Here is a 22,612-nt window from a genome sequence, read left to right as displayed (position 1 = left end):
CGGCACAATCGACGGCCTGATTTCAGCCGTACTCACCATGAAGCTGCTGCTCATCGAAGACAATCCGACGCTCGCGCACTGGCTCGCGAAGATGCTCGAGCAGGAGTCGTTCGCGCTCGACGCCGTTCAGGACGGCGACGCCGCCGACCAGCTCCTGCGCACGAATCACTACGACGTCGTGCTGCTCGACCTGAACCTGCCGAAGCTGTCGGGCAAGAATGTGCTGCGCCGCCTGCGCCAGCGCGGCGACGTGACGCCCGTGGTGATTCTGACCGCGAGCGGGTCGATCGACGAGAAAGTGGAACTGCTCGGCGCCGGCGCCGACGACTACCTCGTCAAGCCATTCGAAGTACGCGAACTGGTCGCGCGGATCAAGGTGCTGATCCGTCGGCAAACGCCCTCGAAAGCAACCGAAGTGATCTGCGGCGACCTCACATTCGATATCGACACGCGCCAGTTCACGCTGCGGGGCGCGCCGCTCAACGTGACGCCGCGCGAGCGCACGGTGCTCGAAACGCTGATCCTGCGGCTCGGCAAGACAGTGTCCAAACCGGCGCTGGTCGATGCGATCTTCACGCTCTCCGACGAGCCGAGCGAGGACGCCGTCGAGATCTATATCTCGCGGCTGCGCAAGAAGCTCGACGGCAGTTCGGCGGCGATCGTCACGCTGCGCGGGCTCGGCTACCTGCTGCGCAAGAAAGAAGATGACCAATAGCCTGCGCATGCGCCTGCTGTGGTGGCTGCTCGTGCCGCTCGCGCTGTACGTGTTCGTCACCGGCAAGGCGGAGTTCGACAACGCGCGGCACACGGCCGATCTGGTGCAGGACAACCAGCTGGTGTCGTCGGCGCGGATGATCGCGGGTGAAGTGGAATGGGTCGATGGCTTTCTGCGCGTCGACGTGCCGCCGGCGGCGCTCGAAGTGTTCGTCTCGCCGTATCACGATCAGGTGTTCTATCGCGTGACCGTCGAAGACGGCCAGCTGCTCGCCGGTACGCCTGATTTTCCGGGCAACCCGTCGCCGGTTGCGTCGGGAAATCCGACGTTCTACGACGCCAGCCGTGACGGCGACGCCGTGCGCGCCGTCGCTTTCGTCCGGCAAATGTACGACAACGGCGCGACGCGGCGCGTGCTGGTGTCGGTCGGCAAGACCGTGCGCTCGCGCGACGCGATGGCGCAGCAACTGTGGCAACCGCAACTCGTGCGGCAGATCGAGATGATCGTGCTGGCGGTGGCGCTCGTGTGCATCGGCCTCACGTTCGAGCTGCGGCCGCTGATGAAGGTGAAGGACGACGTCACCGACCGCGATCCGATGCAGCTCGCGCCGATTCGCGTCGAACGGCTCCATACGGAACTGCGGCCGATCGTCGACGCCATCAATCAATGCATCGCGCGCCTCGGCGTGCAGGTGGCCGCGCAACGGCGCTTCATCGCGGATGCCGCGCATCAGCTGCGCACCCCGCTCACGTTGCTTGGAACCCAGCTGCAGTTCGCGCGCCAGCACGGCGGCATCGAGCCCGGGCTCGCCGAAGCGCTCGCGGCGATGCACCGGAGCAACCGCTCGATGGTAGGCCTCACCAACAAGCTGCTACTGCTCGCGCAGGCCGAGGCGGCCGACTACACGCGGCTCGCCAGCGAACCCGCCGACCTGGCCGCGATTGCGAAAGACGTGGCCGAAGACCTGGCGCTCCTTGCGCAGGCGCGGGAAATCGACTTGGGGGCCGAACTCGATGGACCGGCGCCGGTGACCGGCCATCCGGGATTGCTGGCGGCGCTGGTCGCGAACCTCGCTGAAAACGCGATCCGCTATACGCAGGCAGGCGGCCATGTGACGGTGGCCGTGCGCACCGAAGGCGCGACGGTCACGCTGATGGTATCGGACGACGGACCCGGCATTGCACCCGAAGCGCGCAGCCGGGTGTTCGAGCCGTTCTACCGTGCCTCGGCCGATACCGAAGGCACCGGCCTTGGCCTTGCGATTGTCCGCGAGATCGTGCAGGCGCACCGCGGCGAGATCACGCTCGAGCCCGGCGCGGGTGGCCGCGGCGTGACCGCGACCGTGACGCTGGCCGCCGCGCACAGCCCGGCGCCACCCGGGGCATGACCCCGGACGCCGCGTGCGGGCTCAGTTCGACGGCACGGTATCGATGAACGACTGGCGCAGCGACAGCTTCTGGAAGTGCCGGTCGAGATCGGGGTACGTGTCGCGCCAGTTCAGCTCGGGCATGCGGAAATCCAGATAGCCGAGCGCACAGCCCACCGCGATGTCCGCGAGCGTGTAGTGATTGCCGGTACACCAGGTCTTGCTGCCGAGCCCGCGCGACATCGCCGCCAGACCGTCGTCGATCTTGTGCCGCTGCCGCGCAATCCAGGCTTCGCTGCGATGCTCTTGCGCGCGCTGCGTGCTTTCGAGACGGATCAGCACGACGGCGTCGAGCATGCCGTCCGCCAGCGCCTCCCAGCAACGCACCTCGATCCGCTCGCGACCCGACTGCGGAATCAGCTTGCCGACCGGCGACAGCGTATCGACGTACTCGCAGATCACGCGCGAATCGAAGACCGCTTCGCCGTCGTCCATCACGAGACACGGCACCTTGCCGAGCGGGTTGAAGGTGTGAATCGTGGTTTCCGGCACCCAGACGTTCTCGAGCACCAGCTGATAGTCGATCTTCTTTTCGGCGAGCACGATCCGCGCCTTGCGGACAAACGGACTGCCGAACGAACCAATGAGTTTCATGACACTGCCCTGTTTGGAATCCGGCGGAAGTATAACGTCGGTTTGCGTCGATCCCGGCGCCGCCCGGCGTCTTGTGATGCGCGCCGCACAGCGCTGTGGACGGATTGCAACATTGCGCCTCCGGCGCGCCGGAGGCGAGCTGGCCGGATGGCTAACGCAGTGCCCGCGTGCCGGCCTCCCCGGGCATTGGGCGCTACAATCGCACGATGAACCTGCTGACCGAACCCCAGATTGCCGTCGACGTCTACCGCAAGCGCCGCGAACGCGTGCTCGCCACGCTGCGCGCGAACGGCGGGGGCGTCGCCATCGTGCCCACGGCGCCCGAGGCGCTACGCAACCGTGACGCCGACTATCCGTACCGGCACGACAGCTATTTCTATTATCTGACAGGTTTCACGGAGCCCGAAGCGCTGCTCGTGCTGGACGCGAGCGCCGGGCCGGATGCACCCGCGTCGATCCTCTTCTGTCGCGCGAAGAACGTCGAGCGCGAAACATGGGAGGGCTTTCGCTTCGGGCCCGAAGGCGCACGCGAGGCGTTTGGGTTCGATGCGGCTTTCGCCTTCGACGAAATCGACGCGCAACTGCCGCGTGTGATCGCGAACAAGCCCGCGCTGCATTACGCGCTCGGCGCTTCGGCGACGCTCGACGGCCAGGTGCGCGGCTGGCTCGAAGCCGTGCGCGCCCAGGGCCGCAGCGGCGTGAGCGCGCCCGCGGCGATTCACGACCTGCTGCCCGTGCTCGACGAAATGCGTCTCTTCAAGGATGCGCACGAGCTCGCGATCATGCGTCGTGCCGGCCAGATTTCGGCCGAAGCCCACCGCCGGGCGATGGCCGCCTGCCGGCCTGGCGTGCGCGAGTACGAACTCGAAGCGGAGCTGCTCTACACGTTCCGCAAGCACGGTGCGCAGGCGCCGGCGTATGGCTCGATCGTCGCGGCAGGCGCGAACGCGTGCGTGCTGCACTACCCCGCCGGCAACGCGATCGCGCAGGAAAACGACCTGATCCTGATCGATGCCGCGTGCGAACTCGACGGCTATGCGTCCGACATCACACGCACGTTTCCCGCCAGCGGAAAATTCACGCCGGCTCAGCGCGAGCTGTACGACATCGTGCTCGCCGCACAGCAGGCGGCAATCGACGCCACGCGCCCAGGCGCGACGTTCGACGCGCCGCACCAGGCGGCCTTGCGCGTGCTGTCGCAAGGCCTGCTGGATACGGGCATCCTCGACCGCGGGCTCTTTGCCAGCGTCGACGAAGTCATCGCCGGGCGCGCCTACGCGCCGTTCTACATGCACCGCACCGGTCACTGGATCGGCATGGACGTGCACGATTGCGGCGACTACCGGGAACGCGGCGCACCGCCGGACGAAACCGGCGCGCTGCCGTGGCGCATCCTGCAGCCGTCGATGACGCTGACGATCGAACCGGGTCTCTACATCCGCGCGTCGGACGCGGTGCCCGAGCGCTACTGGAACATCGGCATCCGCATTGAAGACGACGCGGTCGTCACCGAAACGGGCTGTGAACTGCTGACACGCGACGTGCCGGTCAAGGCGGACGAGATCGAGGCGCTGATGCAGGCCGCGCAGGTCGGCGCGGCCGAGGACAGGAACGCAAGGAAGCGGCACTAAATGAATGAAGTAGCGCAACCGTCGACGCAACCGGCAACGGAATCGCCGTTCGATTTCGACATCACCATCGTGGGCGCGGGCCCGGTCGGCCTCGCGCTGGCGGGCTGGCTCTCGCGGCGCAGCGCGACACGCGCGCTTTCCGTCGCGCTGATCGACGCACGCGAGCCCGGCGATGCCGTGTCCGACCCGCGCGCGATCGCGGTGTCGCAAGGCAGCCGGATGATCCTCGAGCCGCTGCGCTGGCCCGGCGACGCCACGGCGATCCAGCGGATTCACGTGTCGCAGCGCGGTCACTTCGGTCGCGCGGTCATCGATCACACTGAGCATGACCTGCCCGCGCTCGGCTATGTGCTGCGCTATGGCTCGATCGTGCATGCGCTCGCTGACACCGTGCGCGAAACGCCCGTGCACTGGCTGCGTTCCACGTCCGCGCTGCCGTCCACGCAGGAGCACGACGGCGTCACGTTGCCGCTGGAAAGCGCGCACGTGAAACACACGGTGCGCACGCGGATTCTCGTCAACGCGGAAGGCGGCCTCTATCACGAGCAGAAAAGCGGTAACGGCACCTCGCGCGACTACGGGCAAACAGCGCTGGTCGGCACAGTCACGGTGTCGGCGCCGCAGCCGCACGTCGCGTGGGAACGCTTCACCCCGGGCGGCCCGATTGCGTTGCTGCCGATGGGCGGCGTGCGCGGCGCGGATTACGCGCTCGTCTGGTGCTGCTCGCCGGATGAAGCCGCCCGCCTCGCGCAACTCGACGACGCCGCACTCCTGCAGGCGCTCGGCGCGGCGTTTGGCGACCGCATGGGCGCCTTCACGCAGATCAAGGGCCGCGCGTCGTTCCCGCTCGGCCTGAATGCCGTCGATACGCTCGTCAAGGGCCGCGTCGTCGCAATCGGCAACGCCGCGCAGACACTGCATCCGGTCGCAGGACAAGGCCTGAATCTGGGCTTGCGCGATGCACACGCGCTTGTCGACGCGCTCGCGCAGCACGGCGCCACGCCGCTGGCGCTGGCCGCGTTCGCGGCGCGCCGCGCGCTGGACCGACGTCTGACGATCGGCGCCACCGACACGCTCGCGCGCCTCTTCACCGTCGACTTCCCGCCGCTCGCCACGCTACGCGGGCTCGCGCTCACCGCGCTTGAATTCCTGCCGCCGGTCAAGACCGCCCTCGCGCGGCAAATGATGTTCGGCCAGCGCCGCTGAGTGCCGGCGCGGCCCGCGCGCCCGGTGGGCCGCGGGCGCGGCACCGGTCGATGGCGAAGGCGCTTTCATAAAAGATTTAATGGCTTACGTCTGAGGCAAGTCGTCTGTCAGGAACCCGTTAACGGTAAAATAGCCGTTTTCCTACGTACTTCGTCATCGCGCGGATCGGCCCCGATCGCGCGGGAACGCTTCGGTCATGCCCATTCTCGGCTCGCACAATCTGCGCAATAACCTGTTCGTCGCCCCGATGGCCGGCGTGACGGACCGGCCGTTTCGCCAGCTGTGCAAACGGCTGGGCGCGGGCTATGCCGTCTCGGAGATGGTGGCGTCGAACGCGCAGTTGTGGAAAAGCGAGAAAACCCTGCGCCGCGCGAACCACGCGGGCGAAGTCGAGCCGATCGCCGTGCAGATCGCCGGCGCCGATCCGGCGATGATGGCCGAAGCGGCGCGCTACAACGTGGCGAACGGCGCGCAGATCATCGACATCAACATGGGCTGTCCGGCCAAGAAGGTGTGCAACGTCGCCGCCGGCTCCGCGCTGCTGCAAAACGAACCGCTGGTGCAGCAGATCGTCGAGGCCGTCGTGGGCGCGGTGGGCACCGGCCCCGATGCGGTGCCGGTCACGCTGAAAATCCGCACGGGCTGGAACCGCGACAACCGGAATGCGCTCAACATCGCGCGGCTCGCCGAAAACGCGGGCATCTCGATGCTGACGGTACACGGCCGCACGCGCGCCGACCTGTATCACGGCGACGCCGAATACGAGACCATCGCCGCCGTGAAGGGCGCGGTGCGTATTCCGGTGGTGGCGAACGGCGACATCGCCACGCCGCAAAAAGCGCGCGACGTGCTGGCCATCACAGGTGCCGATGCCATCATGATCGGCCGCGCGGCACAGGGTCGCCCGTGGCTCTTCCGTGAGATCGAACATTTCCTGCAGACGGGCGAACTGCTGCCGCCCCCGCGTATCGACGAGATCCAGCAGGTGATGAACGAACACCTGGAAGATCACTACGCGTTCTATGGCGAATTCACCGGGGTGCGCACTGCACGCAAGCATATCGGCTGGTACACTCGCGGCCTTTCTGGCGCCAATGTGTTCCGGCACCGTATGAATACGCTGGACACCACGCGCGAACAACTGCTCGCCGTCAACGAATTTTTCGACGCGCAGAAGGCGGTTTCCGACCGCCTGATCTACGTCGAGGACACCGTCGGCGAGCCGGACAATAACGACCGACTGGCAGCATGAGCAGACACAACATCGAACGATGCGTCCGCGACAGCCTGGACATGTACTTCCAGGATCTCGACGGCTCGAACCCGCACGATATTTACGACATGGTCGTGTCGTGCGTAGAAAAACCGATGCTCGAGGTGGTGCTCGAGCAGGCGGGCGGCAACCAGTCGCTGGCCGCCGAGTATCTCGGCATCAACCGCAATACGCTGCGCAAGAAGCTGCAACAGCACGGTTTGCTGTAGCGGGTTTGTCATAACTTCACGCGCCCCGTCACGTCTCTCCCCGGCTTTCTCATCATGATCAAGCAAGCGCTCATCTCCGTTTCCGACAAGACCGGCATCGTCGATTTCGCCAGATCGCTGTCGGACCTCGGCATCAGGATCCTGTCGACCGGCGGCACCGCGAAACTGCTCGCGGACGCGGGTCTCCCGGTGACCGAAGTTGCCGATTACACCGGCTTTCCTGAAATGCTCGACGGCCGCGTGAAAACGCTGCATCCGAAGGTTCACGGCGGCATTCTCGCGCGCCGCGACCTGCCGGAACACATGGCAGCGCTTGAGAAACACGACATCCCGACAATCGACCTGCTCGTCGTGAACCTGTACCCGTTCGTGCAGACCGTGTCGAAGGCCGAGTGCTCGCTGGAAGACGCGATCGAAAACATCGACATCGGCGGCCCGACAATGCTGCGCTCGGCCGCCAAGAACCATCGCGACGTGACGGTCGTGGTCGATCCGGCGGATTACGCGGTGGTGCTCGACGAAATGCGCGCCAACGCGAATTCGGTCGGCTACAAGACGAACTTTCGTCTGGCCACCAAGGTGTTCGCGCACACCGCGCAGTACGACGGCGCGATCACAAACTACCTGACAAGCCTGACCGAAGCGCTGCAGCATTCGTCGCGCAACACGTATCCGGCCACGTTCAACCTCGCGTTCGACAAGGTCCAGGATCTGCGCTACGGCGAGAACCCGCACCAGAGCGCTGCGTTCTACCGCGACCTCGCGGTGCCGGCAGGCGCACTCGCGAACTACAACCAGCTGCAGGGCAAGGAGCTGTCCTACAACAACATCGCGGACAGCGACGCGGCGTGGGAATGCGTGAAGACGTTCGACGTGCCGGCATGCGTGATCATCAAGCACGCGAACCCTTGCGGCGTGGCGATCGGCGCGGACGCGAACGAAGCGTACGCGAAGGCGTTCCAGACGGATCCGACCTCCGCGTTCGGCGGCATCATTGCGTTTAACCGCGAAGTCGACGAAGCGACGGCGCAGGCCGTGGCGAAGCAGTTCGTCGAAGTGCTGATCGCGCCGGCGTTCAGCGCGGCCGCACGCCAGGTATTCGCGGCAAAGCAGAACGTGCGCCTGCTCGAAATCGCCCTCGGCGACGGTCACAACGCGTTCGACCTGAAGCGCGTGGGCGGCGGTCTGCTCGTGCAATCGCTCGATTCGCGCAACGTGCAGCCGCACGAACTGCGCGTCGTCACGAAGCGCCACCCGACGCCGAAGGAAATGGACGACCTGCTCTTCGCATGGCGCGTCGCGAAGTACGTGAAGTCGAACGCGATCGTATTCTGCGGCAACGGCATGACGCTTGGTGTCGGCGCGGGCCAGATGAGCCGCGTGGATTCGGCGCGCATCGCGAGCATCAAGGCGCAGAACGCCGGACTGACACTGACCGGCTCGGCCGTGGCGTCCGATGCGTTCTTCCCGTTCCGCGATGGCCTCGACGTGGTCGTCGCCGCGGGCGCGACATGCGTGATCCAGCCGGGCGGCTCGATGCGCGACGACGAAGTGGTCGCCGCCGCAGACGAACACAACATCGCGATGGTGCTGACGGGCGTGCGTCACTTCCGTCATTGATTCAGGCTGATTTGCCGGAATCAACGGAACTGCCGGATGCGGCGGATGCTCCGGACATGACGGCCTGACCCGGAACGGCTCGACAGTTTTCCTGTCGGGCCGTTTTCTTTTGACCACACGCGATGCCGCCTTCGCCGGCACCCTGCACTTTCACATGTCCACCCTCGCGACATTTATTGCCACGCCGCCCACGCCACTGCCCGCTGTGCCGCCCGTTCGTTGTAGTATCGCAGGCACTTATTCCGCATCGCACCTCATGAGAATTCTCGGCATCGACCCCGGTTTGCGCGTCACTGGCTTTGGCGTGATCGACCAGACCGGTCATCAGCTGACCTACGTCGCGAGCGGCGTCATCAAGACGGCCGATGCCGATCTGCCATCGCGGCTCGGCACGATCTTCGACGGTATCTCGACGCTCATCCGTCAGCACACTCCCGATCAGTCCGCGATCGAAAAAGTGTTCGTCAACGTCAACCCGCAATCGACGCTGCTGCTGGGCCAGGCGCGTGGCGCGGCTATCTGCGGGCTCGTGGCGGGCGGCGTGCCGGTCTCCGAATACACCGCGCTGCAACTGAAGCAGGCGGTAGTCGGCTACGGACGCGCCACCAAGGAGCAGATGCAGCAGATGGTCGCCCGCCTGCTGAACCTCTCCGGCGTGCCGGGCACCGACGCCGCCGATGCGCTCGGCATGGCGATCTGCCACGCGCACGGCGGCAGCACGCTGAGCACGCTCGGCGGCCTCGCGCCTTCGCTGGCGAAGAAGGGGCTACGCGTGCGGCGTGGACGGCTCGTCGGTTGAAGCGAAGCCACCGCTCTGTGCGTTCACCGACAGCGCAGGCGCGCCGCAATCGATCCACATTCGCACCGTTTCACCCGGGCCTTCACCGTAGCCATCCTGCCACCCGACACGCTGCGCTACACTCGCGCTTTACTTCACCATCGAACTCACCATGATCGGTCGCATTGCCGGCGTCCTGCTGGAAAAGAATCCGCCGCATCTGCTCGTCGACTGCAACGGCGTCGGCTACGAAGTCGACGTACCGATGAGCACGTTCTATAACCTGCCGGCAACCGGCGAGCGTGTGGTTCTTCTCACGCAGATGATTGTGCGGGAAGACGCGCAGCTGCTGTACGGCTTCGGCACCGCCCAGGAACGCACGACGTTCCGCGAGCTGCTGAAGATCAGCGGCATCGGCGCACGGATGGCGCTCGCGGTGCTCTCCGGCATGAGCGTTCACGAACTCGGCCAGGCCGTCACGTTGCAGGACGCCGCGCGCCTCACACGCGTTCCTGGCATCGGCAAGAAAACGGCCGAACGCCTGCTGCTGGAACTAAAAGGCAAGCTGGGCGCCGATCTGGGTGCGATGGCGGGCGCGGCCTCGGCATCCGGTCACGCCAGCGATATCCTGAACGCACTGCTCGCATTGGGTTACTCCGAAAAAGAAGGATTGGCGGCCATCAAGAACGTGCCGGCCGGCGCCGGCGTTTCCGACGGCATCAAGCTTGCGCTGAAAGCATTGTCGAAGGGCTGACGCGGGTTGCGGACACGCGTGCAGCGCGACGACGGTTAAAGCTTCGCACGTCGCCTCGCGCTGCGCACCCTGGCCGTTCGGCCAGCTTTCGCGGCGGGCATCGCGCGGTACAATGTCCGCATGATCGAAATCGACAAACTCGCCGCCGAACGCGTCATCGCCGCCACGCCTACGTCGCCGAACGAAGAGGCGTTCGAGCGCGCGTTGCGCCCGCGCCAGCTCGACGAGTACGTCGGACAGGAAAAGGTGCGCGGCCAGCTCGAGATCTTTATTGAGGCGGCCAGGCGCCGCTCCGAATCGCTCGACCACGTGCTGCTGTTCGGGCCGCCGGGTCTCGGCAAGACCACGCTCGCGCACATCATCGCGCGCGAAATGGGGGTCAATCTGCGGCAAACGTCCGGGCCCGTGCTCGAACGCGCAGGCGACCTCGCGGCGCTGCTGACCAATCTCGAAGCGAACGATGTGCTTTTCATCGACGAAATCCACCGGCTCTCGCCGGTCGTCGAGGAAATCCTGTATCCGGCGCTGGAGGATTACCAGATCGACATCATGATCGGCGAAGGTCCGGCCGCGCGTAGCGTGAAGCTCGATCTCCAGCCGTTCACGCTGGTTGGCGCCACAACGCGTGCCGGCATGCTGACGAATCCGTTGCGCGACCGTTTCGGTATCGTCGCGCGGCTGGAGTTCTACACCGCTGAAGAGCTTGCGCGCATTGTCGGCCGGTCTGCATCGCTGCTGGGTGCGCAGATTCATCCGGATGGCGCGTTCGAAATCGCCAAACGCGCACGCGGCACGCCGCGGATCGCGAACCGTTTGCTGCGTCGCGTGCGCGATTTCGCGGAAGTGAAAGCGGACGGCAACATCACCGCGAAAGTCGCCGACGCGGCGCTTGCCATGCTCGATGTCGATCCGGTCGGCTTCGATCTGATGGACCGCAAGCTGCTCGAAGCGATCCTGCACAAGTTCGACGGCGGCCCGGTGGGCGTCGACAACCTGGCTGCCGCGATCGGCGAAGAGCGCGATACGATCGAAGACGTGCTCGAACCGTACCTGATCCAGCAGGGCTTCCTGCAACGCACGCCGCGCGGCCGCGTGGCGACGTTGCTGACGTACCGGCACTTCGGCCTGTCCGCGCCGGAATCGTCGAACCCGGTGCGCGATCTTTGGGATGCGGGCGGCGCGTCCTGATCCTCAGGGCGCGCGAACGGTGTCCCGGGCAGGAGTATTCCGCCGATGTCAGATCAAGCCAGCCAGCCGAACGATCGCGCCAGTTTCGCCGCGCTGGTGGCAAAACGTGTCCGCACCAGGCTCGCTGCCGGCGTCACCCATCTGACAAGCGGCAGCGGCCCGTCGCTCGATTATTCGTCACCGCCCGGAGATCCAGGGCTGTTTGGCCCTGATGCCATCTGCTGGAAAGTCCACGCCGACTTCACGTCGATGATGGCGGGCGGCATTAGCGCGTTGTTGCTGCAGGCGCTGCATCCACTGGCGCTGGCCGGCGTATGGGACCACTCGTCGTTTCGCACCGACATTCTCGGCCGCCTGCGCCGCACCGCGACGTTTATCGCCGGCACGACTTATGGCAATCAACGTGATGCGCTCGCACTGATCGAGCGCGTGAAGCGGATCCATCTCGGCGTGACCGGCACCGCGCCGGATGGCCGCCCGTATCGCGCAAGCGATCCCGCGCTGTTGACGTGGGTGCATGTCGCGGAAGTATCGAGCTTCCTCACCGCTCACCTGTACTACGTGAACCCGGCGTTGCCGGGCGAGGCGCAGGACCAGTATCTTGCCGAGACGGCGCGCATCGCCAAAATGCTTGGTGCTGCGGGCGTTCCCCGTTCGCGGGCTGAAATCGACGCGTACCTGATCGCGATGCAGCCCGAACTGGAGGCCAGTTCGCGTACCCGTGAGGTCGTAAGAATCCTGATGAACGCGCGGCCGCCGGGCGCGATGATGCGGCCGGCAGGAGCCCTGATACTCAACGCGGGCGTCGACCTGTTGCCGCCATGGGCGAAGGCCATGCTCGGGTTCGACACGTTCGCCGGCGTGCGACGCGCGCTGGTGCAACCGGGCGTGAAACTGGTCGCGCCGGTGATGCGCTGGGCACTGGTGAATGGCGTATCGAAGCGTGCACGCCGGCGCGTGGCGACGCCGCACGGATAAACCTGATCAAGAGCAGGAGCGCGTCGTTACGCGTCGGCAGGCGGTGAGCGCAAGTCCAGTGCGGCACCTCGCACCCGAACGCGCGCTACAGCACCTTTCGGAAGCCGTCGTCATCGCTACGTCCGCCGAGATGTTCGACGTCGGCCCACGATACGACCGTCGCGACACCGCCGTCGAAATTCACGACGTTCACGCTCGTGTTGAGTAGCGCATAGTTACGCGGTGCATCCAGCGGCAGGGTGTTCGCAAACCGGTACACGCAGTCGAGCACGCCGCCGTGCGCCACGCACGCGATCCGGCCGTCCGGGTGCGCCGCGACAAGCGGTTCGATCGCGTGCACGACGCGGTGATAAAACATGCGCATCGATTCGCCAGCCGGCGGCGTGAAGCCGGGATCGCGGGTTTGCCAGTGCGCGTATTCGTCCGGAAAACGCACGGCGATCTCATCGCTGTCGTGTCCCTGAAACGCGCCAAACGAGCGCTCGCGCAAGCCGTCACGCAGTTCGATCCGCATGCCGAGCGCATCCGCGACGGGCTGCGCAGTTTGTTGCGCTCGCATCAGATCGCTCGAATAGATCGCGTCCAGCAGCGCGCCCTGCTCCGCCTCGCGTGCAAGCCGCTCCGCCAGCTTCCGCGCCTGTTCAATACCGCGCGTTGCAAGCGGAATGTCGGTGTGCCCCTGGATGCGCTTGATGCGGTTCCAGTCGGTCTCGCCGTGCCGGATGAAGAGAACCTGCGTGGTCATCGGATATGCGCCTCGGTCGGATGCGGAAGGGCCATTGTCGCAAAAAGCGGCAATGCAAGACGCCGCGCTGAGTCTTCAGGGACGCGTCTGGAGCCAGAACGTGACCGGGCCGTCGTTGACGAGCGATACCTGCATGTCGGCGCCGAACTCGCCGGTCTCGACGACCGGATGTCTGGCACGCGCGGCAGCGACGAAGTAGTCGAACAGACGCCGGCCTTCGTCAGGCGGCGCGGCGGGCGTGAAGCCCGGACGCAGGCCGCTGCTGGTATCGGCGGCGAGCGTGAACTGCGACACGAGCAGCAGGCCGCCCGCGCCACCCGCTCCGTCGATGTTCTGCACGGACAGGTTCATCTTGCCCGCGGCATCGCTGAACACGCGGTAGCCGAGCAGCTTCGCGAGCAGCTTGTCCGCGACGGCATCGGTATCGCCGCGTTCCGCACAGACGAGCGCCAGCAGACCCGCCCCGATCTCCCCCGTCACGCGATCGCCCACGCGCACGTCAGCGCGCCGCACGCGTTGAATCAGCGCGATCACGCCGGATTCCCCGGTACGACGATCAGCGCAAAGCCGGCCACGACCCGCAAACGCGTGAAGACCATCAGGCCGTCAACGTCACGCGGGCGAAGCGGCGCTTGCCGACCTGCACGACGTACTCGCCCGCCTCGATCTTGAGACCCTTGTCGGACACCGTCGCGCCGTCGATCTTCACGCCGCCCTGCTCGATGTTGCGCAGCGCCTCGCTCGTCGAGGGCACGAGACCCGCCTGCTTCAGCAACTGCCCGATCGCGAGCGGCGCCCCGGCGAGCGTGACCGGGGGAATATCGTCGGGCACACCGCCCTTCGCGCGATGATTGAAGTCTTCGAGCGCGCGTTCGGCATCGGCCGGCGAGTGAAAGCGTGCGACGATTTCCTGCGCGAGCATCACCTTGAAATCACGCGGGTTACGGCCGCCTTCGATCTCGCGCCTGAAGCCCGCGATTTCGTCCATCGGGCGGAACGACAGCAGTTCGAAGTAACGCCACATCAGCACATCGGAGATGCTCATGAGCTTGCCGAACATATCGGCCGGTTTTTCGCTGATGCCGACGTAGTTATGCTTCGACTTCGACATCTTCTCGACACCGTCGAGACCTTCGAGCAGCGGCATCGTCAGGATGCACTGCTGTTCCTGACCGTATTGCTTCTGCAGTTCGCGGCCGACGAGCAGGTTGAACTTCTGGTCCGTGCCGCCCAGTTCGAGGTCGGCGTTCAGCGCGACCGAATCGTAACCCTGCATCAGCGGATACAGTAATTCGTGGATCGAGATCGGCACACCGCCCTGGAAGCGCTTCGTGAAATCCTCGCGCTCCAGAATACGCGCGACCGTGTAGCGCGACGCGAGCTTGATCATGCCGTCGGCGCCAAGCGGCATCGACCATTCGCTGTTGTAGCGGATTTCGGTCTTCTCACGGTCGAGTACGAGCGCGGCCTGATCGAAATACGTCTTCGCGTTCGATTCGATCTGTTCGCGTGTGAGCGGCGGACGCGTTGCGTTGCGCCCCGACGGATCGCCGATCAGCGACGTGAAATCGCCGATCAGGAAAATCACCGTATGCCCCAGATCCTGCAACTGACGCATCTTGTTCAGCACGACGGTATGGCCGATGTGGATGTCGGGCGCGGTCGGATCGAGGCCCAGCTTGATGCGCAGCGGCGTGCCGGTGGCCGCGCTCCTGGCGAGCTTTTGCGCGAACTCGTCTTCGATCAGCAGTTCGTCGACGCCGCGTTTGGTGACGGCGAGCGCGTGACGAACCTCGTCGGTGATCGGGAAAGCGGGGGTGGGCTTTGAAGTGGACTCGGAGCTCATGCTGGAACGTGACGTCGAAAAAGGAGATTGTCCCATAGTTGGCGCGGGCGGCCGGCGCCGGGACGGACACCGGATTTTACGTGATTCGCCCCACAAGGCCGGTCTTTCGCGGACACGCGCCTTTCCTCGCGGCCTGTTGCGCTGTTAATCTGTTAAAACAGTTCGCAATAAACGGCACAAGGAGCAAAACGTGGCGCGAGACACGGCAGATGGCGTGTATATCGGATTGATGTCCGGCACAAGCATGGACGGCGTTGATGGCGTCGCAGTCGAGTTCACCCAGGGCAAGCCACCGGCGGTCAAGGCCGAAGCGTTCGTCGGCTTTTCGGAAGGCTTGCGTGACTCGTTGTTCGCCCTGCAACAGCCGGGAGAGAATGAAATCGAGCGTGAAGCAATGGCCGCGAACGCGCTCGCCGCGCGCTACATGGTGTGCTGCCATGAACTGATGCGCAGTGGCAACCTGTCCGTCAGCCAGATTCGCGCGATCGGTGTGCACGGTCAAACCGTGCGGCATCGTCCGGAAAAAGGCTACACGCGCCAGATCAACAATCCGTCGCTGCTCGCCGAGATGACCCATGTCGATGTGGTCGCCGATTTCCGTTCGCGTGATGTCGCCGCCGGTGGCCAGGGCGCGCCGCTCGTGCCAGCGTTTCACGCGACGGTGTTCGGCAAGAAGGGCGAGACGCGCGTCGTCTGCAACCTCGGCGGCATCAGCAACATCACGATTCTTGGCGCTACCGGCGGCGTACGCGGCTTCGATTGCGGACCCGCCAACGCGTTACTCGACGAATGGGCGCACCGTCATCTCGGCAAACCGTTCGACGAAGGCGGCGCTTTCGCTGCCAGCGGACAGGTGCATCGCCCCCTGCTCAACGCGTTACTCAACGAGCCGTTCTTCGAACAGCAACCGCCGAAGAGCACCGGGCGCGATCTGTTCAATGCCGGCTGGATGGACGCGAAGCTCGCGCCCTTCGCCGAAGTAAGCCCGGCCGATGTGCAGGCGACGCTCACGGCGCTCACCGCGATCACGATTGCGCGCGAGATCGAGCGCCACGCGTCCGATAGCCGGGCGGTCTATGTGTGCGGCGGTGGCGCGCGCAATCCTGAACTGCTGAAAGCGCTGAAGACGGCGCTCGAGGAAAGCGGCGTAAGCGGCGTGCCGGTGATGACCACCGAAGCGCTCGGCGTGCCCCCCAACCAGGTGGAGCCGCTGGCGTTCGCGTGGCTCGCGATGCGCTGTATCGCGCGCGAACCGGGCAACCTGCCGGCCGTCACGGGAGCCGCCGGCGAGCGCGTGCTTGGAGCGATCTATCCGCGTTGAGCGGCCAGTGCGCTACCTTCGGTTGAAACGCTGGAAGGCAATAAAAAACGGGGCTTTTCAGCCCCGTTTTTGTCCGTCTCCGGCGTAATGCCGGTCGGCTGTCAGATCGAATCAGACCGAGAACGATGAGCCGCAACCGCAGCTCGTCGACGCGTTCGGATTCTTGATCACGAACTGCGCGCCGTTGATGTCGTCCTTGTAATCGATCTCGGCGCCTACCAGGTACTGGTAGCTCATCGAATCGATCAGCAACTGGACGCCGCTCTTGTTCATCACGGTATCGTCTTCGTTGATGGCTTCGTCGAACGTAAAGCCGTACTGAAAGCCCGAGCAGCCACCGCCCTGCACGAACACGCGCAGCTTCAGCTCCGGGTTGCCTTCTTCGTCGATCAGCTGCTTGACCTTGTCAGCCGCTGCGTCGGTGAAAACGAAGGGGCTTGGCATCTCGGTCACGGGGGTGTCGGTGACTGCGTTCATTCGAACTCTCCAAATAAGCTTCTAGCCGCTATTGTAGGGCTGATCTCAATATCGTGCTGAAGCCCTGTGAAATCAAGGGCTTCGTGTAGGGGTATTCGGCGCCCCGACTTCAGGCCAGGCGGATTCCGGGACACACGCCATCCCATGAAAAAAGCCGCCCACGCATACGCGAAAGCGGCTTTTTTGCAGCAGATTCGCCCGAAGACAAATCTGACCCAAAGCGATTAACGCTTCGAGAATTGCTTCCTGCGGCGTGCCTTGTGGAAGCCGACCTTCTTACGTTCGACTTCACGGGCATCACGCGTCACGAAGCCAGCGCTCGACAGAGCCGGCTTCAGCGTTGCGTCATAGTCCATCAGCGCGCGGGTGATGCCGTGGCGAACCGCACCGGCCTGACCCGTTTCGCCGCCGCCCGACACGTTGACCTTGATGTCGAACGTGGTGGCATGGCTCGTCAGTTCCAGCGGCTGGCGCACGATCATCAGCGACGTTTCGCGCGAGAAGTAATCGGCGATGGGCTTGCCGTTCACAATGATGTCGCCCTTGCCTGCCTTGATGAAGACACGTGCAACGGCGCTCTTGCGGCGGCCCGTACCGTAATTCCAGTTACCGATCATGTGGGCTCCCCTTAGATCTCGAGCGCTTTCGGCTGTTGTGCCGAATGCGGATGCGTTGCGTCAGCGTAGACCTTCAGCTTCTTGATCATCGCGTAGCCGAGCGGGCCCTTCGGCAGCATGCCCTTGACCGCTTTCTCGAGCGCACGGCCCGGGAAGCGTTCCTGCATCTTGCCGAACGTCGTTTCGTAGATACCGCCCGGGTAACCCGAGTGACGGTAGTACTTCTTGTCAGTAGCCTTGTTGCCCGTGACGCGAAGCTTGCCGGCGTTGATAACGATGATGAAATCACCGGTGTCGACGTGCGGAGTGAATTCAGGCTTGTGCTTGCCGCGAAGACGGTGTGCCACTTCGCTGGCGACACGCCCGAGAACCTTATCCGTCGCGTCAATCACGTACCATTCACGCGTAACCTCATGGGCTTTTGCGGAAAACGTCTTCATGATCGATCCAAAAAAATTGCTGCGCCCAATGTATTTTTTCCTGCTTGTAGTGTGCGCATCGAGGCGCGTGCAGGCTCTCCCTGGTTCTTCCTCCGCGGGCGCGGATGCGGAAAAGCCCTGAATTATAAAGGAAATTGCCGCGCGGCGTCAAAAATTGCGACGAAAGGCACAGGCGACGGGGTGGCGACCCGTAAAGGGCAGGCAAAAGGCAGGCGAAAAAAAGCCCGAACGGTTGGTTCGGGCTTAATCCACCAAAGGAGGAGGTGGAGGAGACAGCGGAGATTGTCGAGCTGCGACAACCAATGAAACCGATTATATGAGCCGACCTTGTGCAACGCAAGAATATTTGCATGGTGAAATGTTATTTCATTATGCAAAACGACGGCATCGCCAGTCTGAATGAGTAAAAACCCTTATAAATCAGCGCATGCCGGCGCTGCAACGCAGTCGACGGATTGGACGGCTAGAGTAAAACCCCTAAAAGCATCGAGGCAATCCCGTGACCGGCGCAGCATGGCGCACCGCAACATACAAGGCGTTTGCGGGCGCACCGGAATGCCCGGACAGGCGCGGACATCCCTTGAACCGGCGGGCTACAATGCCCATCTTGAATTCAAGCGGAACGCGCTGGAGCACGGCATGGAATGCAAAGTAAGCTGGATGGGGCAGGACGGGATGGCTTTCGCAGCCGAAACGGGTAGTGGCCATCTGGCCATGATGGACGGCGCGCCGGAAGGCGGCGGCCGCAATCTGGCGCCGCGTCCGATGGAAATGGTGCTCCTCGGCACCGGCGGCTGTACGGCGTACGACGTCGTGATGATCCTGAAGAAGAGCCGTCAGGAAATCGCCGGATGCTCGGTCACACTGAAGGCCGAGCGCGCGAGCGAAGATCCGAAGGTCTTCACGAAGATCCACTTCCACTTCACCGTGACGGGCAAGAACCTGAATCCGGCGACCGTGGAACGTGCGATCAACCTGTCACACGACAAATACTGCTCGGCGTCGATCATGCTCGCCCGATCGGCCGAATTGACGCATTCGTTCGATATCGTCGCGGGCTGATCCGGGCTTCACGCAATCAGCCGCACGTATTGCACCTGCGCACCAAAGAAAAATGCCGGCGTCGATCATTCGACGCCGGCATTTTTTTGTTCAGGTGGCAAAGCAGGCCGATAAGCCGGATTCTGTGCACGCACTGCGCCCGAAGGCGCGATGCGCGTGGCAGCCATTCCTCTAGGCGCGCCATTGCTGACGCGCTCAAGCTTCCTACCCGCAGACGAGACGGGGGCCCCATCCTGCATCTCGAAGATGCGCGCCTGCCTACTTGGAATTGCTCCGGGTGGAGGTTACCGTGCCGGTCTGTGTCGCCACAGCCGCGGTGCGCTCTTACCGCACCGTTTCACCCTTACCTGATCCCGGCTTGCGCCGGGCCATCGGCGGTCTGTTCTCTGTTGCCCTGTTCCGCGTGTCACCACGGATGGCCGTTAGCCATCACCCTGCCCTGTGGAGTCCGGACTTTCCTCGCCCTCTCTGGCCGAAACCGCGGAGGCCGCGACTGCCTGACCTGCTTTGCTGGCGCCGATTCTAACATCGCGCGGCAAAGCCGCTGTTTATCGGGCCCGCCGGCCGGACCGAAAGACTGCCGTGTCGTCGTAAAACGTTGGGGTTTCGTTTGCCGCCCACCAGCCTGGAATGCCCAGCACCGGAAGCGGCGCGAACACGCGCCCGTTCAGTTCGCCCGCCGCCGGGAGCGCCGCGCTCACCGCGCTGTCCAGCCATGCATCGCGTACGGTGACGCTCCAGGCGAACCAGTCCGCAGGCACGTCGACGATCCATGCATGCGCGGTGCATGCCTTATATGGCGCGACCAGCTTCTCGAGCAGCGCGTGACCAAAGCATCGCACCTCGCATCGCGAGCCCCACGCCGTACGATTCGCGACGAACAGCGTGCGCCAGTCGAACGCACGCAACGCGGCGCCGAGCGATGGATCGGTACACGCGAACAGCACGGCGTTTTCGTCGAACAGCGTCAGCGCGTCGCGCGTGCCGCCGCGGGTCGGGCCGACGCCGAGCACGTCGATCGCCGCCGACTGCAGCGCGTTCAGCGTCGCCTTGATCCGCGGAAACTGGAACCAGACGAGCGCGTTGAAGAAGTCGTGAAGATTGTGGCGGGTCGGCACGCCGCCAGTGGACGCGATATGTGCTTCGTACGCGGAGCCGGCCGGCAGGTCGTCCTGCGCGATGAAGGCAAGCGGCTGGCCGCGGCCGGTCGTCTGCTGCGAGCGCTCCGCGTCCGCATTCATCGCGGCGAGCAGCGCAGGTGCGCCGACGAGCGCCGCCTGCTGCCAGCGCTCGCCGCGCGCGACGAATTGCGCGAACCACGGCGCGCGCCAGTCGATCCGCGCGAACGGCGTTTCCATTTGCGAAAGACGACCGGACGACGCCATGTCAGGTGCAGGATTCACCGCCGATGCCTCGAACGCGGTACACCCTGAAGCGGCCGCGAGCGAATGCGTCGCGGCGTCCTCCCGGGTTGAGTCGAGGCCGCCAGGCTCCGTGTTCACCCGCCACGCCCCCGCATCACCAGACCGACGCTCAGGCGAGACGCCAGCCGATTGCTTCGCCGCCGCGCAGCGGCACGACCGGCGTATCGCCCGCGACGACTTCAGCCGGCAGCGTCCACTGCTCGCGCCGCAGCGTCACCGTTTCGGCGCTTCTCGGCAGCCGGTAGAAGTCCGCGCCGAAGAAACTCGCGAAACCTTCGAGCCGGTCGAGCGCGCCCGCGTTATCAAACGCCTCGGCGTACAGTTCCAGCGCGTGCAGCGCCGTATAGCAGCCCGCGCAGCCGCACGCGTGCTCCTTCAGGCCCTTTGGATGCGGCGCGCTGTCCGTACCGAGGAAAAAGCGCGGATTGCCCGAGGTCGCGGCCTCGACGAGCGCGACGCGATGCGTTTCGCGCTTCAGCACCGGCAGGCAGTAGTAATGCGGTCGGATGCCGCCCTGGAAAATCGCGTTGCGGTTGTACAGCAGATGGTGGGCCGTGATCGTCGCGCCGAGCAGTTCCGGCACTACGCCCGCATCGCGGATGTAGTCGACTGCATCTTTCGTCGTGATGTGCTCGAACACCACTTTCAGCGCCGGAAACGCGCGGCGCAACGGCGTCATCACGCGATCGATAAACACCTTCTCGCGATCGAAAAGGTCGATCGACGCATCCGTCACCTCGCCGTGCACCAGCAGCGGCATGCCTGTTTCCTGCATCGCTTCGAGTGTTTTCGCGCACTTCATGATGTCGGTGACGCCCGCGTCCGAATTCGTCGTCGCGCCCGCCGGATACAGCTTCACGCCATGCACGAAGCCGCTTTCGCGCGCGCGGCGGATTTCGTCGGGCGGCATGTTGTCGGTGAGATACAGCGTCATCAGCGGCTCGAACGTCACGCCCGCCGGAATCGCGGCCACGATCCGCTCGCGATACGCCGCGGCCTGCGCGGTGGTCGTCACGGGCGGCTTCAGGTTCGGCATGATGATCGCGCGGCCGAACTGGCGCGCGGTGTGCGGCAGCACGGCCGCGAGCATCGCGCCGTCGCGCACGTGAAGGTGCCAGTCGTCCGGGCGGGCGATCGTCAGGGAATCGTGGGAAACGTTGGAAGCTGTCATGGCGAAAGAAGTGACGAGCGCCGCGAAACGATTCAATCGACGTCGGCAAACCGCAACACTGCGGCCTGAACACCCGTCAATTTCATTATTTGCCGCTTCTGGCTCGGTGATATGCTTGGAAAATCATCATTGTAACGGCTCACTCCGTTCACCCGCGGCTTTCGCAACATGTGCCAATTACTCGGAATGAACTGCGCCGCGCCCACGGACGTCACGTTCTCGTTCACCGGCTTTGCCGCGCGCGGCGGCGTCACCGATCACCACGCGGACGGCTGGGGTATCGCCTTCTTCGAAGACAAGGCCTGCCGGCTCTTCATCGATCACCAGTCGTCAGCCACCTCGCCGATTGCCGAGATGGTCAAGCGCTATCCGATCAAGTCGAAGAATACGATCGCGCATATCCGCAAGGCGACGCAAGGTCATATCCAGCTCGAAAACTGCCACCCGTTCATGCGCGAACTGTGGGGACGGCACTGGATCTTCGCGCACAACGGCGATCTGCAGGATTACCAGCCGTTTCTCACAGGCGTCTATCAGCCGGTCGGCACCACCGACAGCGAACTCGCGTTCTGCGCGTTGCTGCAAGGCCTGCGCAAGGAATTCCCGGGCTCGCAGCCGGGGCTCGATGAACTGTTCCCCGCACTCGAAAAACTGACACGCGAAATCACGCAGGCCGGCGTGTTCAATTTCCTGATGTCAAACGGACAGGCGCTCTTCGCGCACTGCTCGACGCGCCTCTACTACCTCGTGCGGCGCTGGCCGTTTTCGACGGCGCATCTGGTCGACGCCGACGTATCGATCGACTTCGCCAAGTACACGACGCCGGAAGACCGCGTCGCGGTGATCGCCACGCAACCGCTCACCGACAACGAAGTGTGGACCGCGTTCGAACCCGGCGATCTGCTGATGTTCCAGCACGGCGAAGTGGTCGCCCGCACGAATGTGCCGGTGCCGCCGGCCGTGCTCGAAAAGCTGCGCGATCCGGCAAGCGACCCTTCGGCCTCGGCGCCGACGCCGGTCGTTCACGAGCCGATGCCCGCGACCCTGGATCTCGAATCCGACGACGCGGCCGCGTTCGAATCCTGAAACGCGGCGCCGGGCCACCGCCGTTAGCAACGCCCACGCCCAGTAAAAAAG

The 22,612-nt window shown here is 64.6% G+C and carries 23 protein-coding genes and 1 other RNA gene; 14 read left to right on the top strand and 10 right to left on the bottom strand.

The window, feature by feature from the left end; translation table 11 throughout:
* The first annotated feature begins 37 nt into the window (after positions 1-37).
* Complete coding sequence (locus LPA37_RS06800; protein ID WP_228975319.1) at positions 38-715, top strand: response regulator; 678 nt, start codon at positions 38-40, stop codon at positions 713-715.
* Positions 705-2,102, top strand: coding sequence for a sensor histidine kinase (locus LPA37_RS06795; protein ID WP_228975115.1), 1,398 nt, complete (start codon positions 705-707; stop codon positions 2,100-2,102). Before LPA37_RS06800 ends, LPA37_RS06795 begins: the two co-directional genes overlap by 11 nt.
* Before the next feature lie 21 nt (positions 2,103-2,123).
* Here the strand turns inward: LPA37_RS06795 and LPA37_RS06790 are convergent, their stop codons facing one another.
* Positions 2,124-2,735 carry a glutathione S-transferase C-terminal domain-containing protein gene (locus tag LPA37_RS06790; protein ID WP_228975116.1) on the bottom strand — a complete coding sequence of 204 codons (612 nt, stop codon included), beginning with the start codon at positions 2,733-2,735 and terminating at the stop codon, positions 2,124-2,126.
* A gap of 206 nt (positions 2,736-2,941) precedes the next feature.
* Here LPA37_RS06790 and LPA37_RS06785 point away from each other — a divergent pair, with 206 nt between their 5' ends.
* From LPA37_RS06785 to LPA37_RS06745, 9 genes are all read left to right on the top strand, one after another.
* Positions 2,942-4,366 (top strand): aminopeptidase P N-terminal domain-containing protein, encoded by a 1,425-nt coding sequence (locus LPA37_RS06785; protein WP_228975320.1) that lies wholly within the window; start codon positions 2,942-2,944, stop codon positions 4,364-4,366.
* Complete coding sequence (locus LPA37_RS06780) at positions 4,367-5,572, top strand: UbiH/UbiF/VisC/COQ6 family ubiquinone biosynthesis hydroxylase (protein WP_228975122.1); 1,206 nt, start codon at positions 4,367-4,369, stop codon at positions 5,570-5,572. It abuts the gene before it with no gap.
* A 196-nt stretch (positions 5,573-5,768) separates the two neighbouring features.
* On the top strand, positions 5,769-6,824 hold the full coding sequence (gene dusB, locus LPA37_RS06775) for a tRNA dihydrouridine synthase DusB (RefSeq protein ID WP_228975123.1): 1,056 nt from the start codon (positions 5,769-5,771) through the stop codon (positions 6,822-6,824).
* A complete protein-coding gene (locus LPA37_RS06770; protein WP_090532649.1) occupies positions 6,821-7,054 on the top strand; it encodes a Fis family transcriptional regulator in 234 nt (77 codons plus the stop codon). Before dusB ends, LPA37_RS06770 begins: the two co-directional genes overlap by 4 nt.
* A 54-nt stretch (positions 7,055-7,108) precedes the next feature.
* A complete protein-coding gene (gene purH, locus LPA37_RS06765; protein WP_228975124.1) occupies positions 7,109-8,674 on the top strand; it encodes a bifunctional phosphoribosylaminoimidazolecarboxamide formyltransferase/IMP cyclohydrolase in 1,566 nt (521 codons plus the stop codon).
* 256 nt (positions 8,675-8,930) lie between these two features.
* Positions 8,931-9,473 carry a crossover junction endodeoxyribonuclease RuvC gene (gene ruvC, locus LPA37_RS06760; RefSeq protein WP_229012112.1) on the top strand — a complete coding sequence of 181 codons (543 nt, stop codon included), beginning with the start codon at positions 8,931-8,933 and terminating at the stop codon, positions 9,471-9,473.
* A gap of 151 nt (positions 9,474-9,624) precedes the next feature.
* Positions 9,625-10,206: a Holliday junction branch migration protein RuvA gene (ruvA, locus tag LPA37_RS06755; RefSeq protein ID WP_229012111.1), complete on the top strand. Its 582-nt coding sequence runs from the start codon at positions 9,625-9,627 to the stop codon at positions 10,204-10,206.
* A 120-nt stretch (positions 10,207-10,326) separates the two neighbouring features.
* Positions 10,327-11,394, top strand: a complete 1,068-nt coding sequence (gene ruvB / locus LPA37_RS06750) for a Holliday junction branch migration DNA helicase RuvB (RefSeq protein ID WP_228975134.1) — start codon at positions 10,327-10,329, stop codon at positions 11,392-11,394.
* A gap of 45 nt (positions 11,395-11,439) precedes the next feature.
* Entirely contained in the window at positions 11,440-12,372 is a 933-nt protein-coding gene (locus LPA37_RS06745) for an oxygenase MpaB family protein (protein WP_228975136.1), read from the top strand.
* A gap of 85 nt (positions 12,373-12,457) precedes the next feature.
* On the opposite strand, the gene LPA37_RS06740 is transcribed toward LPA37_RS06745, so the two are convergent.
* The 3 genes from LPA37_RS06740 to tyrS form a co-directional block, all read right to left on the bottom strand.
* Positions 12,458-13,117 (bottom strand): histidine phosphatase family protein, encoded by a 660-nt coding sequence (locus LPA37_RS06740; protein WP_228975138.1) that lies wholly within the window; start codon positions 13,115-13,117, stop codon positions 12,458-12,460.
* Positions 13,118-13,192: 75 nt separating this feature from the next.
* The gene (dtd, locus tag LPA37_RS06735; protein WP_228975142.1) at positions 13,193-13,651 is read right to left on the bottom strand and encodes a D-aminoacyl-tRNA deacylase; all 459 of its coding nucleotides are present in this window, start codon (positions 13,649-13,651) and stop codon (positions 13,193-13,195) included.
* A gap of 64 nt (positions 13,652-13,715) precedes the next feature.
* Positions 13,716-14,963: a tyrosine--tRNA ligase gene (tyrS, locus tag LPA37_RS06730; RefSeq protein WP_229012110.1), complete on the bottom strand. Its 1,248-nt coding sequence runs from the start codon at positions 14,961-14,963 to the stop codon at positions 13,716-13,718.
* A 190-nt stretch (positions 14,964-15,153) separates the two neighbouring features.
* Here tyrS and LPA37_RS06725 point away from each other — a divergent pair, with 190 nt between their 5' ends.
* Positions 15,154-16,284, top strand: coding sequence for an anhydro-N-acetylmuramic acid kinase (locus LPA37_RS06725; protein WP_229012109.1), 1,131 nt, complete (start codon positions 15,154-15,156; stop codon positions 16,282-16,284).
* 111 nt (positions 16,285-16,395) lie between these two features.
* Here LPA37_RS06725 and erpA read toward each other — a convergent pair whose 3' ends face one another.
* From erpA to rplM, 3 genes are all read right to left on the bottom strand, one after another.
* Entirely contained in the window at positions 16,396-16,761 is a 366-nt protein-coding gene (gene erpA / locus LPA37_RS06720; RefSeq protein WP_090532670.1) for an iron-sulfur cluster insertion protein ErpA, read from the bottom strand.
* 224 nt (positions 16,762-16,985) lie between these two features.
* Positions 16,986-17,378 carry a 30S ribosomal protein S9 gene (gene rpsI, locus LPA37_RS06715; RefSeq protein ID WP_090532672.1) on the bottom strand — a complete coding sequence of 131 codons (393 nt, stop codon included), beginning with the start codon at positions 17,376-17,378 and terminating at the stop codon, positions 16,986-16,988.
* 11 nt (positions 17,379-17,389) lie between these two features.
* Positions 17,390-17,818 (bottom strand): 50S ribosomal protein L13, encoded by a 429-nt coding sequence (gene rplM / locus LPA37_RS06710; RefSeq protein WP_095418259.1) that lies wholly within the window; start codon positions 17,816-17,818, stop codon positions 17,390-17,392.
* Between the two features lie 639 nt (positions 17,819-18,457).
* On the opposite strand from rplM, the gene LPA37_RS06705 reads away from it, so the two are divergent.
* Positions 18,458-18,880, top strand: coding sequence for an OsmC family protein (locus LPA37_RS06705; RefSeq protein ID WP_228975149.1), 423 nt, complete (start codon positions 18,458-18,460; stop codon positions 18,878-18,880).
* A gap of 95 nt (positions 18,881-18,975) precedes the next feature.
* On the opposite strand, the gene rnpB is transcribed toward LPA37_RS06705, so the two are convergent.
* The 3 genes from rnpB to pyrC all read right to left on the bottom strand — a co-directional run bounded on the left by rnpB (position 18,976) and on the right by pyrC (position 21,475).
* Positions 18,976-19,389, bottom strand: an RNA gene (gene rnpB / locus LPA37_RS06700) — RNase P RNA component class A.
* 39 nt (positions 19,390-19,428) lie between these two features.
* Positions 19,429-20,265 (bottom strand): DUF3025 domain-containing protein, encoded by an 837-nt coding sequence (locus LPA37_RS06695; protein ID WP_407672492.1) that lies wholly within the window; start codon positions 20,263-20,265, stop codon positions 19,429-19,431.
* Between the two features lie 148 nt (positions 20,266-20,413).
* Positions 20,414-21,475, bottom strand: a complete 1,062-nt coding sequence (gene pyrC / locus LPA37_RS06690) for a dihydroorotase (protein WP_228975151.1) — start codon at positions 21,473-21,475, stop codon at positions 20,414-20,416.
* A 168-nt stretch (positions 21,476-21,643) separates the two neighbouring features.
* Between pyrC and LPA37_RS06685 the strand changes: the two genes are divergently transcribed.
* On the top strand, positions 21,644-22,561 hold the full coding sequence (locus LPA37_RS06685; protein ID WP_229012108.1) for a class II glutamine amidotransferase: 918 nt from the start codon (positions 21,644-21,646) through the stop codon (positions 22,559-22,561).
* Positions 22,562-22,612 lie beyond the last annotated feature (51 nt).

Origin of the sequence: Paraburkholderia gardini, from assembly GCF_907164545.1 — a bacterium.
GTDB classification, from domain to species: Bacteria; Pseudomonadota; Gammaproteobacteria; order Burkholderiales; family Burkholderiaceae; genus Paraburkholderia; species Paraburkholderia gardini.
The sequence above is the reverse complement of the archived record's forward strand: the minus strand, read 5'-3'. Positions and strand labels throughout refer to the sequence as shown.

Bases quoted from the DNA above. Each gene is read 5' to 3' on its own strand.
- purH (WP_228975124.1), top strand. From the start codon at position 7,109: ATGATCAAGCAAGCGCTCATCTCCGTTTCCGACAAGACCGGCATCGTC.
- rplM (WP_095418259.1), bottom strand. From the start codon at position 17,818: ATGAAGACGTTTTCCGCAAAAGCCCATGAGGTTACGCGTGAATGGTAC.
- pyrC (WP_228975151.1), bottom strand. From the start codon at position 21,475: ATGACAGCTTCCAACGTTTCCCACGATTCCCTGACGATCGCCCGCCCG.
- dusB (WP_228975123.1), top strand. From the start codon at position 5,769: ATGCCCATTCTCGGCTCGCACAATCTGCGCAATAACCTGTTCGTCGCC.
- rpsI (WP_090532672.1), bottom strand. From the start codon at position 17,378: ATGATCGGTAACTGGAATTACGGTACGGGCCGCCGCAAGAGCGCCGTT.
- LPA37_RS06785 (WP_228975320.1), top strand. From the start codon at position 2,942: ATGAACCTGCTGACCGAACCCCAGATTGCCGTCGACGTCTACCGCAAG.
- tyrS (WP_229012110.1), bottom strand. From the start codon at position 14,963: ATGAGCTCCGAGTCCACTTCAAAGCCCACCCCCGCTTTCCCGATCACC.
- LPA37_RS06770 (WP_090532649.1), top strand. From the start codon at position 6,821: ATGAGCAGACACAACATCGAACGATGCGTCCGCGACAGCCTGGACATG.
- LPA37_RS06685 (WP_229012108.1), top strand. From the start codon at position 21,644: ATGTGCCAATTACTCGGAATGAACTGCGCCGCGCCCACGGACGTCACG.
- ruvC (WP_229012112.1), top strand. From the start codon at position 8,931: ATGAGAATTCTCGGCATCGACCCCGGTTTGCGCGTCACTGGCTTTGGC.
- ruvA (WP_229012111.1), top strand. From the start codon at position 9,625: ATGATCGGTCGCATTGCCGGCGTCCTGCTGGAAAAGAATCCGCCGCAT.
- erpA (WP_090532670.1), bottom strand. From the start codon at position 16,761: ATGAACGCAGTCACCGACACCCCCGTGACCGAGATGCCAAGCCCCTTC.
- LPA37_RS06695 (WP_407672492.1), bottom strand. From the start codon at position 20,265: ATGGCGTCGTCCGGTCGTCTTTCGCAAATGGAAACGCCGTTCGCGCGG.
- LPA37_RS06780 (WP_228975122.1), top strand. From the start codon at position 4,367: ATGAATGAAGTAGCGCAACCGTCGACGCAACCGGCAACGGAATCGCCG.
- LPA37_RS06800 (WP_228975319.1), top strand. From the start codon at position 38: ATGAAGCTGCTGCTCATCGAAGACAATCCGACGCTCGCGCACTGGCTC.
- ruvB (WP_228975134.1), top strand. From the start codon at position 10,327: ATGATCGAAATCGACAAACTCGCCGCCGAACGCGTCATCGCCGCCACG.
- LPA37_RS06790 (WP_228975116.1), bottom strand. From the start codon at position 2,735: ATGAAACTCATTGGTTCGTTCGGCAGTCCGTTTGTCCGCAAGGCGCGG.
- LPA37_RS06705 (WP_228975149.1), top strand. From the start codon at position 18,458: ATGGAATGCAAAGTAAGCTGGATGGGGCAGGACGGGATGGCTTTCGCA.
- LPA37_RS06740 (WP_228975138.1), bottom strand. From the start codon at position 13,117: ATGACCACGCAGGTTCTCTTCATCCGGCACGGCGAGACCGACTGGAAC.
- LPA37_RS06745 (WP_228975136.1), top strand. From the start codon at position 11,440: ATGTCAGATCAAGCCAGCCAGCCGAACGATCGCGCCAGTTTCGCCGCG.
- LPA37_RS06795 (WP_228975115.1), top strand. From the start codon at position 705: ATGACCAATAGCCTGCGCATGCGCCTGCTGTGGTGGCTGCTCGTGCCG.